The organism is Streptomyces altiplanensis (assembly GCF_053591575.1).
In genome coordinates, this window is the sequence record NZ_JBSFUB010000147.1 from 1 (window position 1) to 13,004 (window position 13,004).

General features: G+C 71.7%; 10 protein-coding genes. 4 read left to right on the forward strand and 6 right to left on the reverse strand.

What is annotated here, in order from left to right; all coding sequences use genetic code 11:
- The first annotated feature begins 764 nt into the window (after positions 1-764).
- Positions 765-2,345, forward strand: coding sequence for a pectate lyase family protein (locus tag ACWD0Y_RS34035; RefSeq protein WP_450264129.1), 1,581 nt, complete (start codon positions 765-767; stop codon positions 2,343-2,345).
- Positions 2,346-2,528: 183 nt separating this feature from the next.
- Here ACWD0Y_RS34035 and ACWD0Y_RS34040 read toward each other — a convergent pair whose 3' ends face one another.
- From ACWD0Y_RS34040 to ACWD0Y_RS34050, 3 genes are all read right to left on the reverse strand, one after another.
- Positions 2,529-4,928, reverse strand: a complete 2,400-nt coding sequence (locus tag ACWD0Y_RS34040) for an ATP-binding cassette domain-containing protein (protein ID WP_450264130.1) — start codon at positions 4,926-4,928, stop codon at positions 2,529-2,531.
- Positions 4,929-5,208: 280 nt separating this feature from the next.
- Positions 5,209-5,619, reverse strand: coding sequence for a VOC family protein (locus ACWD0Y_RS34045; protein WP_450264131.1), 411 nt, complete (start codon positions 5,617-5,619; stop codon positions 5,209-5,211).
- Positions 5,620-6,018: 399 nt separating this feature from the next.
- Positions 6,019-6,975: a GlxA family transcriptional regulator gene (locus ACWD0Y_RS34050; protein WP_450264132.1), complete on the reverse strand. Its 957-nt coding sequence runs from the start codon at positions 6,973-6,975 to the stop codon at positions 6,019-6,021.
- Positions 6,976-7,085: 110 nt separating this feature from the next.
- On the opposite strand from ACWD0Y_RS34050, the gene ACWD0Y_RS34055 reads away from it, so the two are divergent.
- Together ACWD0Y_RS34055 and ACWD0Y_RS34060 are read left to right on the forward strand one after the other, a co-directional pair.
- The gene (locus ACWD0Y_RS34055; protein ID WP_450264133.1) at positions 7,086-8,018 is read left to right on the forward strand and encodes an NADP-dependent oxidoreductase; all 933 of its coding nucleotides are present in this window, start codon (positions 7,086-7,088) and stop codon (positions 8,016-8,018) included.
- Positions 8,019-8,464: 446 nt separating this feature from the next.
- Positions 8,465-8,809, forward strand: coding sequence for an STAS domain-containing protein (locus ACWD0Y_RS34060; RefSeq protein ID WP_450264134.1), 345 nt, complete (start codon positions 8,465-8,467; stop codon positions 8,807-8,809).
- A gap of 55 nt (positions 8,810-8,864) precedes the next feature.
- Here the strand turns inward: ACWD0Y_RS34060 and ACWD0Y_RS34065 are convergent, their stop codons facing one another.
- Positions 8,865-10,436: an ArnT family glycosyltransferase gene (locus ACWD0Y_RS34065; RefSeq protein ID WP_450264135.1), complete on the reverse strand. Its 1,572-nt coding sequence runs from the start codon at positions 10,434-10,436 to the stop codon at positions 8,865-8,867.
- Positions 10,437-10,635: 199 nt separating this feature from the next.
- Here ACWD0Y_RS34065 and ACWD0Y_RS34070 point away from each other — a divergent pair, with 199 nt between their 5' ends.
- The gene (locus tag ACWD0Y_RS34070; RefSeq protein ID WP_450264136.1) at positions 10,636-11,481 is read left to right on the forward strand and encodes a class I SAM-dependent methyltransferase; all 846 of its coding nucleotides are present in this window, start codon (positions 10,636-10,638) and stop codon (positions 11,479-11,481) included.
- A 17-nt stretch (positions 11,482-11,498) separates the two neighbouring features.
- Here the strand turns inward: ACWD0Y_RS34070 and ACWD0Y_RS34075 are convergent, their stop codons facing one another.
- Positions 11,499-11,936 (reverse strand): ATP-binding protein, encoded by a 438-nt coding sequence (locus ACWD0Y_RS34075; protein ID WP_450264137.1) that lies wholly within the window; start codon positions 11,934-11,936, stop codon positions 11,499-11,501.
- A gap of 134 nt (positions 11,937-12,070) precedes the next feature.
- Positions 12,071-12,958: an RNA polymerase sigma factor SigF gene (locus tag ACWD0Y_RS34080; RefSeq protein WP_450264138.1), complete on the reverse strand. Its 888-nt coding sequence runs from the start codon at positions 12,956-12,958 to the stop codon at positions 12,071-12,073.
- Positions 12,959-13,004: the final 46 nt, after the last annotated feature.

The following is a 13,004-nucleotide window of genomic DNA, read 5'->3' on the forward strand; positions in this document are numbered from 1 at the left end:
TGCGCAAGGGCCGCTGACACCGGACGGACCTGCCGCATCGCCGCCGCGGGACACAGGCGCAGGGCGCGGGCCCGTATCGCGGACCCCTGCGAGAGCGGGGGAACGGACGTCGCGGGAGCCGAGGTCGCGTAGGGCCGGGCGAGGCCGAGTGCCGGATGACGGGCGTCCGATCGGTCGTACGGCTGCCCGCTCCGGTCCAGGTAACGGACGAACGGTCCGACCGGCTCCTGGGAGCCGGGCCTCGCCGCGCGCGGCGCCCCGGCCCCGGACCCCCCGCAGCGATCACGAACGGTGACGGACGCCCGAGCCGTGGTGGAGTGTGTTCCGCAACCGGCCAGAACCTTGCCAGCCCAACAGATGCCACCCTATGCTCGCGGACGGAAAGCGCTTTCCCTCCTCGCCGGGACCGTTCCGGTGGAGGCGGTCGTCGCGGCGCCTGCCGCGGCTTCGCGCAGGGGCCGCTGCCGATCCGGGGCGGGGGCTTCACCCAGGATGCCGACGCGCCATGGAGTGAAGGGTGTACGCCATGACGAAGACGTACCGCGCCGTCCGCCGTGGTTTCGGCGGCGACGGCTTCTTGTAGCGGGCGGCCGGCCACACCGCAGGCTCCGGCGGTCGCGGCGACTTCGCGGCCGGCGCCGCCATCTCGAAGGTCCGGACCGGCCGACGGTCTGCCCGGCGGCGGACCGGCGGTCGCGGCTAATGACATGCACATGACACGCAACAGCACTGCCCAGGATCCGAAGACGAAAGGCGAGGCGAGGATGAGACGACCAGTCGCACTGCGACTCTATGCGGCGCTGGCCACGACGGCCCTTGTGGCCGCGACCGGTGTGGTTCTGTCGGGGCCCGAGGCGTCGGCGGCGGCCGGTGCCGCCACCGGCTACGCGACCCAGAACGGGGGGACCACCGGAGGTGCGGGCGGGCAGACGGTGCGGGCCACCACGGGGACCGCGATCCACGCGGCCCTGTGCGGCCGGGCCAGCAGCAGCACCCCGATCACCATCGAGGTCGAGGGGACCGTCAACCACGGCAACACCAGCAAGGTGTCGGGCGCCAGTTGCAGCACCGCCGACGGCGTGATCGAACTCAAGCAGATCAGCAACGTCACGATCGTCGGGGTCGGCGGCGGCGCCGTCTTCGACCAGCTGGGCATCCACATCCGGGACTCCAGCAACATCATCATCCAGAACGTGACGGTCCGGAACGTCAAGAAGTCGGGCTCGCCCACCTCCAACGGCGGCGACGCCATCGGAATGGAGAGCAACGTCCGCAACGTGTGGGTGGACCACACCACCCTGGAGGCGTCGGGCGGCGAGTCGGAGGGCTACGACGGCCTCTTCGACATGAAGGACAACACCCAGTACGTGACCCTGTCGTACAGCGTCCTGCGCAACTCCGGCCGAGGCGGCCTGATCGGCTCCAGCGAGAGCGACGTGTCGAACGGCTACGTCACGTTCCACCACAACAAGTACGAGAACATCGACTCCCGCGCGCCCCTGCTGCGCGGCGGCATCGCCCACGTCTACAACAACCACTACGTGAGCCTCAACGAGTCGGGCATCAACTCCCGCGCGGGCGCGAAGGCGAAGGTCGACAACAACTACTTCGAGGACTCCAAGGACGTCCTCGGCACCTTCTACACCGACGCGGCCGGCTACTGGCAGGTCAGCGGCAACATCTTCGACAACGTGACCTGGTCCGAGCCCGGGGAGGACACCAACCCCGCCGGCCCCGACCCGAAGTCCAACACCACGGTCTCCATCCCCTACCCCTACAGCCTCGACGACGCCTCCTGCGTGCCGGACGTGGTGAACAGCACGGCGGGCGCGGGCAAGGGCCTGCGCGTCTCGGACGGCAACTGCTCGCCGCAGACCCCGACCCCGGGCCCGACCAACCCCACCCCGAGCCCGACGAACCCCACCCCGAGCCCGACGAACCCCACCCCGAGCCCGACCGGCCCGACGAACCCGCCCACCGGGACCAACCTCAGCATCGGCGCCGGCGCCGACGGATCCAGCAAGGCCGACGGCACCAGCTACGGCAACGTCCGTGACGGCAACATGGGCACCCACTGGTCGCCGGCCGGTACGACCGGCTCGGTCTCGGTCAAGTGGGGCTCCGCCACCACCGTCGGCAAGATCAACATCCGGGAGGCGGCGGGCTCCGAGGGCACCATCGGCGCCTACCGGGTCCTCAACCCCGCCACCGGCGCCGTCCTGGCCACCGGCAGCGGCGCGGGCGTGATCACCTTCGCCCCGGTCTCGCTGGAGAAGATCACCTTCCAGATCACCGGCGCCTCGGGCACGCCGAAGGTCGCCGAGTACGAGACCTACGCCGGGTAGCGGCGACGTACCCGGCATCGAACCCGGAACAGGGGCAGGGGGACGACACCGAGGGCGTCGTCCCCCTGCCCCGCCGATGTCGCACCAGCATCCGATGTCGCACCAGCATCACCGGCGGGGCCGGGAGGCAAAGGCGGAGGACGTGCCGGGCCTGACCGCCTCAGGGCGCCCGCGAGGCCCCGGTCAGGTGCCGACGTAGGCCGCGAGGTGCTCGCCGGTGAGGGTGGAGCGGGCGGCGACGAGGTCGGCGGGCGTGCCCTCGAAGACGATCTCGCCGCCGTCGTGGCCGGCGCCGGGGCCGAGGTCGATGATCCAGTCGGCGTGCGCCATGACCGCCTGGTGGTGCTCGACGACGATGACCGACTTGCCGGAGTCGACGAGCCGGTCGAGCAGGCCGAGCAACTGCTCGACGTCGGCGAGGTGCAGGCCGGTGGTCGGCTCGTCGAGGACGTAGACGCCGCCCTTCTCGGCCATGTGCGTGGCCAGCTTGAGCCGCTGCCGCTCGCCGCCGGACAGTGTGGTGAGCGGCTGGCCCAGGCTGAGGTAGCCGAGTCCGACGTCGGCGAGCCGGCCGAGGACGGCGTGCGCGGCCGGCGTGCGCGCCTGGCCGGAGCCGAAGAACTCCTCGGCCTCGCTCACCGACATCGCCAGCACCTCGCTGATGTCGCGGCCGCCGAGGCGGTGGTCCAGCACCGACGCCTGGAACCGCTTCCCCTCGCACTCCTCGCAGGGGGAGGCGACGCCGGCCATCATCGCCAGGTCGGTGTAGATGACGCCGGCGCCGTTGCAGGTGGGGCAGGCGCCCTCGGAGTTGGCGCTGAAGAGCGCCGGCTTCACGCCGTTGGCCTTGGCGAACGCCTTGCGGATCGGGTCGAGCAGTCCGGTGTACGTCGCCGGGTTGCTCCGCCGCGAGCCCCGGATCGCGCTCTGGTCGACCGACACCACACCCGCACCGGCGGCCCCCGGCTGCCGGCACAGCGACCCGTGCACGAGCGAGCTCTTGCCGGAGCCGGCGACGCCGGTGACGACGGCAAGCACCCCGAGCGGGATGTCCACGTCGACGCCGCGCAGGTTGTGCGTCGTCGCGCCGCGGATCTCCAGGGCGCCGGTGGGCGTCCGTACCGTCTTCTTGAGGGCGGCCCGGTCGTCGAGGTGGCGGCCGGTGAGGGTGCCGCCGGCCCGCAGCCCCTCGACGGTGCCCTCGAAGCAGACGGTGCCGCCCGCCGTACCGGCGCCGGGACCGAGGTCCACGACATGGTCGGCGATCGCGATCATCTCCGGCTTGTGCTCCACGACGAGCACCGTGTTGCCCTTGTCCCGCAGCCGCAGCAGCAGGTTGTTCATCCGCTGGATGTCATGCGGGTGCAGGCCCGAGGTGGGCTCGTCGAAGACGTAGGTGACGTCGGTGAGTGACGAGCCGAGGTGACGGATCATCTTGACCCGCTGTGCCTCACCGCCCGACAGCGTGCCCGACGGCCGGTCGAGCGCGAGATAGCCGAGGCCGATCTCCACGAACGAGTCGAGAGTCCGTTGCAGCGCGGTGAGCAGCGGCGCCACCGACGGCTCCTTCAAGCCGCGGACCCATTCGGCCAGGTCGCTGATCTGCATCGCGCAGGCGTCGGCGATGCTGATCCGCTTGATCTTCGACGACCGCGCCCCCTCGCTGAGCCGGGTGCCCTCGCACTCGGGGCAGGTGGTGAAGGTGACCGCCCGTTCCACGAACGCCCGGATGTGCGGCTGCATCGCCTCCTTGTCCTTGGACAGGAACGACTTCTGGATCTTGGGGATCAGCCCCTCGTAGGTGAGGTTCACGCCCTCGACCTTCACCTTGGTGGGCTCCCGGTGGAGGAAGTCCTGCATCTCCTTCTCGGTGAACTCGCGGATCGGCTTCTCCGGGTCCAGGAAGCCCGACTCGGCGTAGGTCCGCACGGTCCAGAAGCTGTCCGACTTCCAGCCGGGGATGGTGAACGCGCCCTCGGCGATCGACTTGGAGTCGTCGTAGAGCTGGGTGAGGTCGATGTCGGAGACCGTGCCCCGGCCTTCGCAGCGCGTACACATGCCGCCGGTGCGGGTGAAGGTGGCTTTCACCGCCTTCTTGGCGCCGCGCTCGACGGTGATGGCACCGCTCGCCCGGACCGAGGGGACGTTGAAGGCGTACGCGCTGGGCGGGCCGATGTGCGGCTGCCCGAGCCGGCTGAAGAGGATGCGCAGCATCGCGTTGGCGTCGGTGGCGGTGCCGACGGTGGAGCGGGGGTCGGCCCCCATCCGCTGCTGGTCGACGATGATCGCGGTCGTCAGCCCGTCGAGTACGTCGACCTCGGGACGCGCCAGCGTCGGCATGAAGCCCTGCACGAAGGTGCTGTAGGTCTCGTTGATCAGCCGCTGCGATTCCGCGGCGATCGTGTTGAACACCAGCGAGCTCTTGCCCGAGCCGGAGACTCCGGTGAACACCGTCAGCCTGCGCTTGGGGAGCTCGATGCTGATGTCCTTGAGATTGTTCTCGCGCGCACCGTGCACGCGGATCAGATCGTGGCTGTCGGCAGCGTGCGGCGCAGGCGACTGCGTGTCCGTCTTCTTGGCCATGCTTGTCGTGTCTCCATCTGTTGGGCGGAACCGCTTTCGCGGTCTCCGTCGCCGTCCGCGTCGCCCGGCTCGATCCGGCCGGCTTCGAACAGTACGTCCGGTTCTGCTCCGTCGGCGCGGTCGCGGCAACGGTCCGCTGACCGCCCGCTCGACGGTGCCGGCCGGGGCGGCGTGACGCCCGTGGCGCCTCCGGGCCCCGGCCGTGCGGCGCGCCCGGGGCCCTGCGCGGGCTCTTTCGCGGCGCCGCGGGTGCGGGTCATGGCTGGGCTTGCCGGACGGTTCAGCGCAGTTCCTGGATGCGGATCAGGTTGCCCGCGGGGTCGCGGAAGGCGCAGTCGCGGATGCCGTACGGCTGCTCGGTCGGTTCCTGGACGACCTCGGCGTCGCCGGCCTGGATCTTCTCGAAGGTGGTGCCGAGGTCCTTGGTCGCCAGCAGGATCCAGCCGTAGGTGCCCTTGGCCATCATCTCGGCGATGGTGCGGCGCTCGGTGTCGGTGATGCCGGGGTCGGTGGCCGGTGGGGCCAGGAGGACGGAGGTGCCGGGCTGTCCGGCGGGGCCGACCGTGATCCAGCGCATCGTGCCGCTTCCGACGTCGCTGCGGACTTCGAAGCCGAGGGTGTCGCGGTAGAAGGCCAGGGAGGCGTCCGGGTCGGTGTGCGGGAGGAAGCTGGTGTGAAGGGTGAGGTCCATGACAGTCAGGCTAGTTGCGGCCCGGTGACTGGCGCTTCTTGATTCCTGACCGGTCCTGGGCACCTGGTTCGCCACCGTCCGAAGCCCGCTGATCCGTACGCGCGGCACTCTCTCCGGGCCGCACCCCGGAGCCGTTGGCCTGCGGCCGCATCAGGCCGCGGCCCCTTCCCGCCGCACTCCGGTCGCCACCGCCGGCACGCAGACAGCCTGAGTGCCTGAGTGCCTGAGTGCCTGTGGGCCGGGACCTGTGGGCCAGGGTCGGCGGACGCCTCGTCCTCGGCGACTGGTAGGAGCCCCCTGCGGGGGCGGAGCGCACCCGGACCGTGAGGTCACCGCCCTCGTCGGCGGTGGCCTCCGCCGTCGCGCCGTACGCGGGCGGCAGGGCCACCGGGCCGGGACTCATCCGGCGCGGAACGCCTGGCGGTAGGCCGTCGGGGAGACTCCGATCGTGGCCGACAGGTGCTGGCGGAGAGAGACCGCGGTGCCGAAGCCGGAGTGGGCGGCGACCTGGTCCACCGGCAGGTCGGTGGTCTCCAGGAGCCGTCGGGCGTGCTCCACCCGTTGCTGGGCGAGCCACTGGCCGGGCGGCATGCCCACCTCGTCGCGGAAGCGCCGGCAGAAGGTCCGCACGCTCATGCGGGCGTGTTCCGCCAGCTCGGCCAGAGCGAGCGGCCGGTGGAGCTGCCCCAGGGCCCAGTCGCGGGTCGGCGCTGTGCCGGCCGTCGAGGGACGCGGCACCGGGCGCTCGATGTACTGGGCCTGGCCGCCCTCCCGCCACGGGGGCACGACACAGAACCGGGCCACCCGGTTGGCGACCTCGCTGCCGTGGTCGCGGCGCACCAGGTGCAGGCAGAGGTCGACCCCGGCGGCCACACCCGCCGCCGTGAGGACCCGGCCGTCGTCGACGAACAGCACGTTCGCGTCGACCTGGATCTGCGGGAAGGCCCGCTGGAAGCGGTCGGCCTCGTTCCAGTGGGTGGTGGCGGGACGGCCGTCGAGCAGGCCGGCGGCGGCCAGGACGTACGAGGCGGTGCAGATCGAGACGATGCGCGCTCCGGCCGGCAGCAGCGCGAGTGCCTGGGCCAACTCCTCGGAAAGCCACTCCCGGTCCTCGCCGGGGCCACAGGTGAAGGGCGGGACGACCAGGGTGTCGGCTCGCTCCAGCGCCTCGCTCCCGTGGGCCACGGTGATGGTGAAGTCGGCGCTCGTGGTGACGGGCCCGCCCTCCACGCTGCACGTGGAGACCTCGTACAGCGGCTCACCGTCGGGCCCGGCGGCGGTGCCGAAGATCCTTACCGGAATGCTCAGTTCGAAGGGATAGACGCCTTCGAGGGCCAGGACCACAACACGATGCATGGCAAGATCCTTTCATGTAATGGCAATCCTGCCACTCGTTCCTGCCGCCGGAACGCGGAAACCTTGATCGAAGCGGGCCGGAACCGGCCCCGGTGAACAGGGAGATGACGATGCGTGCAATCGGACAGGACGGGTTCGGCGGCCCCGAGGTGCTGAAGGTCGTCGAGGTGGAGCGTCCGGAACCCGGGCCGGCCGAGGTGCTGGTACGGGTGCACGCGGCGGGGGTCAACCCGACCGACTCCTGGCACCGGGCCACCGGCGGGCTGGCCGGCGCCGTGATCCGGCTCGGCTGGGACGTCTCGGGCGTGGTCGAGGCGGTCGGCCTCGGGGTGGCCACGCTCGCCCCCGGCGACGAGGTGTTCGGCATGCCGCGCCACCCGCTCCCGGCGGGCACGTACGCGGAGTACGTCACCTCCCCGGCCAGGCACCTGGTCCGCAAGCCCACCGGCCTCACCCATGTGCAGGCCGCCGCGCTGCCGCTGGCCGCACTCACCGCCTGGCAGGCCCTGGTGGACGTCGCCGAAGTGCGCCCCGGGCACCGGGTGCTGATCCACGCGGCGGCGGGTGGCGTCGGCCACCTCGCCGTACAGATCGCCAAGGCCCGGGGCGCGTACGTCATCGGCACCGCCCGCTCGGCCAAGCACGACTTCCTGCGCGGCCTCGGCGCGGACGAACTGGTGGACTACACCGAGGCCGATTTCGAGACGGCCGTCGAACCGGTCGACGTCGTGATCGACGCGATCGGCGGCGCGTACGGGCCGCGCTCGCTGCGCACCCTCCGCCCGGGCGGCATACTCGTCGCCCTTGCCTCCCCCGCCGAGGCATACCTGGCGGACGAGGCCCGCCCGCTCGGCCTGCGCGCCGCCTTCATGGCCGTGGAAGCCGACCAGGCGGGCATGCGGGAGATCGCCGCACTGGCCGGACAGGGGCTGCTGAGGGCCGGGATCGACACGACGTTCCCCCTGGAACACGCGGCCAAGGCCCACGAACTCAGCGACACCCGGCGCACCACTGGCAAGATCGTCCTGTCCGTGGCCGACTGACCACTGCCCCTGGCCACCGGGGAACCCCGGGTGACCGGCTTCGTCCCCGTACCCGGCACGGGGCACGGACCTTCGAAGCTGTGCCGGGGTGCCGGAGAGCACGACCTGGTCGAGCAGGACGTGGCCCCAGCCGCCGGTGTTCTCGTTGACGGCCTCGGTGCGGGCGGTCCGGCCGGCGAGGTCGCCGACATCCCAGGAGGACCGGTCGAGTGCTTTCGAACCGCCGGGTCTGCCGGACCCGCCCACCGCCCTGTTCGCGGGCAACGGCATCGTGGCCGTGGGCGTGGTCGCCCGACCGGCCCGTGCCGCGGACATCGGCCGACCCCGCCGGGCCGCACCCACCGCGGTGCGGCCCGGCGCGGGTCCGGAGTGGTCCTCTTCGCGGTCCCGGCGGGAGAATGGAGGCCGGACACACCGTCCGGTCCTGACGCGTTCCAGGAGGTCTCATGGCAGATCACGCACGAGGCCCCCAAGTGGGCGACGAGCGCCGGGTCCGCATCCTGTCCGTCGACGGGCGACGGGCTGAGCTGGCCCTCTCCGGGGAGGTGACCGGCGTCGCCGCCGCGCAGATCGAGGGGGTCCTGCTCGATCCGGCTCTGCAGGGCGTCATGGAATGGACACTCGATCTGAGCGGGGTCCAGCGGCTGGACACGATCTGCGCGTACGCGCTCGTCCGGCCGCTGCTGACGGCTGCGCCACCGGTTGCCGTGCATGTCCGGGGTGCCTCCAAGCAGGCCCGCCGGGCCCTGCACCAGACCGGTGCCGATCATCTCCTGACGTTCGAGGACTGAGCCCGCCGGCACGCGCGAGGACAGCGTGTTCCGCCACGGGTGCCTGCCCCGCGTTTCAGGGGCGGGTCCGGCTCACCGCGTTGTCGCGCGTCCCGGGTGTCTCCTGGCCGGAGGGGCGGGGGACAGGCGACAGATAGGCACGGAAACCGGTCCGGCGGCCCAGGTCGGGGAGCGGGTGGACGCGCCACTCGCGGGCGTACGCAGGGGGGCGCCCCCCACGGGAGACGAGGACCGCGACGGGCTGCCGGAGCGCCGTGGCGGCGAGGGCCCCCGGCGTGATGCTCTCGTCGTGACCGCCGGGCTGGCGGGAGGCGCAGCCGGTCCGGAACGCGACCCGGATCGCTTCGTCACCGCTGATCACGCACGGCGGGCGCACACCCTGGGCGCGCAGTTCGGCGGCGATCCGGGTGAGGTCGGCGGTGTCGCGCCGTACCCGGTTCGCCACCCCGTCGACCAGGACGTACTGGATCGCCAGGTGGCCGGCGACGGCCACGGCGACGAGCCCGGCCGCGGTACGCCGCCACTGCGACCGGGGGCCGCACGCCCGGATCAGGCACTGCGCCACGGGCAGGGCCAGCAGGGCGTACGCCGGCAGTAGGAAACGTGGCGCCGCGTACCCGACGGTGAACAGGTACGGCGCCGCCACCGCCGCCCCCACCACCGTGGCCAGGACGATCGGCGCGCGGTACCCGGTACGGGCGGTGGCCCGCACACCGCCCGCCACGAACAGGGGCAGCGCGAAGAACCAGAGGGCCGAGGCCGGGTACCGCCAGGGCACGTCGCAGGGCCGGCACAGCGCACGGCCGCCCAGGGCCCGCACGTGGTCGTCGACGGCGAAGTACCAGCCCAGCCGGCCCTGGATCTCGCTGGCCCGCCGCAGCCGGGCGGTGAGACCGCCGTAGTGGGTGTACGCCTCGACCACCCACTCGGCGCAGCCGAGGGCCACGCCCGCGGCCGCCACGAGGACCAGCAGGCCCCTGCGGCGTGTACGCGGCATCACCAGGGCCGCCACGGCGAGCGACAGGAACAGCCACACCGCGTCGGTCGGACGCATCAGCGCGGCGAACGTCACCCCGGCGCCCATGCCGATCAGCGCCCAGTGGTCCCAGGGGTCCCGGGCGGCCCGCAGGAAGCACCCCACGGCGGCGAGGGCCCCGTAGGCGACCCAGAGGTTGGGCATCGCCTGCGAGGCGTAGAACATCGTGACCCACAGGCTGGCGAACAGCGCCCCGGCGACCGCGAGCACGGGAGCGGGCAGGAGCCGCCGCCACACCCACAGGGCGAGGAACAGACCACCGCCGGCCAGCACGGCCATGTACACGCGGAGCGCCGCCGTCGAGGTGGTCAGCGCCGTGACCGGAGCGACGAGGTAGGTGATGCCCCGGGCCCGGGGCGCGCTGAAGAAGGCCGCCGGTGCCTGGGGGCTGACCTGGCTGACGTACACGCTCTCGTCCCAGCCGAGTCCGAGACCGGGCGCGACCAGGGTGAGGTGGGTGAGGGCGAAGGCGGCGGCGACGGCCACCAGCAGGGGCAGCGGACGCGCGGCCACCCGGCCGGAGAAGCGGCGCTCGCGCACCTCGCGCGGCACACGCTCCGGCGTACTGACGACGAAACGTATTTCCTGCATGGGCTGGCCTCGCTCGGGATGCGGCGGGTGACGGTTCCCCCGCCCTGTCCCCTCCACGCTGCGGGTGGTGGCGCCGGGCCCACCACGCGGGGCGGGGCACTCGGCTGAACGGTTCTCCCGAAGGAGTGAGGGGGCGCATCCCGGCGCCCGTGGTTAGCATCCGACAAGGGGCAGGCCCATCGATGGCACGGAGGCCGTCATGCAGCAGACACCCGCTTCGCGCCTGTCGGCGAACCGTTCACGTCTCGGCCACAAGGTGCGGTACGCGCTGCGGAACCCGGGGCGCGTGGTGCCCTACCTGCGCCGGGCGGGGCGGGACAGCTGGCTGCGGCTGCGGCACCGGGGAAGCCACGTCGCGTACTACCGGGCCGTGATGGCGTCCGACACGGCCCGCAGCCCCGAGGCGGCGGTCGGCGGCGGACCCTCGTACGACCGCTGGCTGGCCATCGGGCAGATGCAGTACGACTACCTGCTGGGGCACGGGCTGACGCCGCAGGACCGGATGCTGGAGATCGGCTGCGGCAACCTGCGCGCCGGCTGGCGGTTCATCGAGTACCTGGAGCCCGGCCACTACTACGGGATCGACATCTCGCCGGACATCCTCGTCGAGGCCAAGAAGACGCTGGTCCGCCACGGACTGCAGACCAGGCTCCCGTACCTGACCCCCGTCGAGGACCTGAAGCTGGACTTCCTGCCCGACGCCCGGTTCACGGTGGTGCACGCCCACAGTGTCTTCTCGCACTCACCGCTCGAGGTCATCGACGAATGCCTCGCGCACGTCGGACGGGTGCTGGTGCCCGGCGGCTTCTTCGACTTCACCTTCGACCGCACGGAGGGAGCCGAGCACCAGGTGCTGGGGGAGGACTTCTACTACCGTACGGAGACGCTGACGCGGCTGGCCGCGAAGCACGGCCTCGTCGCGCGCTTCATGGACGACTGGGAGCGGCTGCCGCACGGCCAGTCCAAGCTCCGCGTCACCCACCCCGTGGCCGAGCCGGCGCCCGGCCCGGCCGGAGAGGCCGAAGTGCCCGCGGCGGAACTCTGAGCGAGCGCGCTGTGCGATCACCACGGGAGGAAGACGTGCACCGTCTTGCCGCCCGGATCCGGGACGACGATGGTCTGTTCGGCAAGCGTGTTGATGAGGTGCCACCCCACCCCGCCACGGCCGGCGAGGTCGAACGGCCGTGGTCGGGGTGGGGTGGGGTTGGTGTCGGTCAGGGCGACGTGCAGCGTTCCGGTCGTCGTCGCCCGCAAGGTCAGGGTGAAGGGCCCGGGGGCGAAGGCAAACGCGTTCGAAGCCAGTTCGGTGACGACGATCAGTACGTCGTCATGCGCGTCCGGAGCCGCGGACGGATGGGTGCGGGCAAGGCCGTAGAGGAAATCCGAGGCCCGGTCGCGGGCTTCGCTCACGTCGCTCAGCACACCCTCGAAGTGCCAGCTTTGTTTGATACTCATGGTGGTCAGCAGGCCGGCTTCCGAATGATCTCGGTCAGCAGCCACATCTTTCACTCCTTTGTCCCGTCGGAACCTGGAGCCTTACGGGCTGCCCGATCTTCCGGCACTCATGCCGATGTCGCGCATCCGCACATGACGAGCACAACCGGTGAGGGCGTCGGAACCGGGCACTCGGCACGTCAGGCCAGCATGCCGGTGCGGAGCTTGGCCAGGGTGCGGCTGAGGAGGCGGGAGACCTGCATCTGGGAGACGCCCAGCTCGGCGCCGATCTGGGACTGGGTCATCTCCTCGCCGAAACGCATGGTGATGATGCGCTGCTCCCTCTCGTCGAGACGCGCCAGGAGCGGAGCCAGGGTGTGCAGGTTCTCGATCGTCTCCATGGCGGGGTCCGGTCCGCCCAGCACGTCGGCCAGCGCGCGGGCCTGGTTGGACTGGCCGGCGTCGGGGTCGGCTGGCATGTCCAGGGAGCCGGCGGTGTAGCCGTTGGAGGCCACGAGACCTTCGACGACCTCGTCCTCGTCCAGCTTCAGGTGGGCGGCGAGTTCCTTGACGGTCGGCTCGCGGTCCAGGCCGGTGGCGAGCTGTTCCTTCGCCTTGGTGATCTCCACGCGCAGTTCCTGCAGGCGTCGGGGCACGTGGACGGCCCAGGTGGTGTCGCGGAAGAACCGCTTGATCTCGCCGACGATGTAGGGCACGGCGAACGAGGTGAACTCGACCTCGCGGGAGAGGTCGAACCGGTCGATGGCCTTGATCAGGCCGATGGTGCCGACCTGGACGATGTCCTCCATGTCGCCGCTGCCGCGGTTGCGGAAGCGGCCGGCGGCGAACCGGACCAGGGACAGGTTCATCTCGATGAGGGTGTTGCGGGCGTACTGGTACTCGCGTGTGCCCTCTTCCAGGACCTGCAACTGGTCGAAGAACACCTTCGAAAGAGCCCGCGCGTCCTTGGGGGCCACCTTCCCGGCGTCCTCGATCCAGGGCAGCTCGCCTGCGCCGCCGGGAGCGTCGACGCCGAATGACGCCGCGGCCCGCGCCTCGACCGTGTCGACCTGACCAATCGCTGTCATGTGCCTGTCCTCCTCCGGCTGGTGCGCTTCCGGGCGGCGTCTTCCC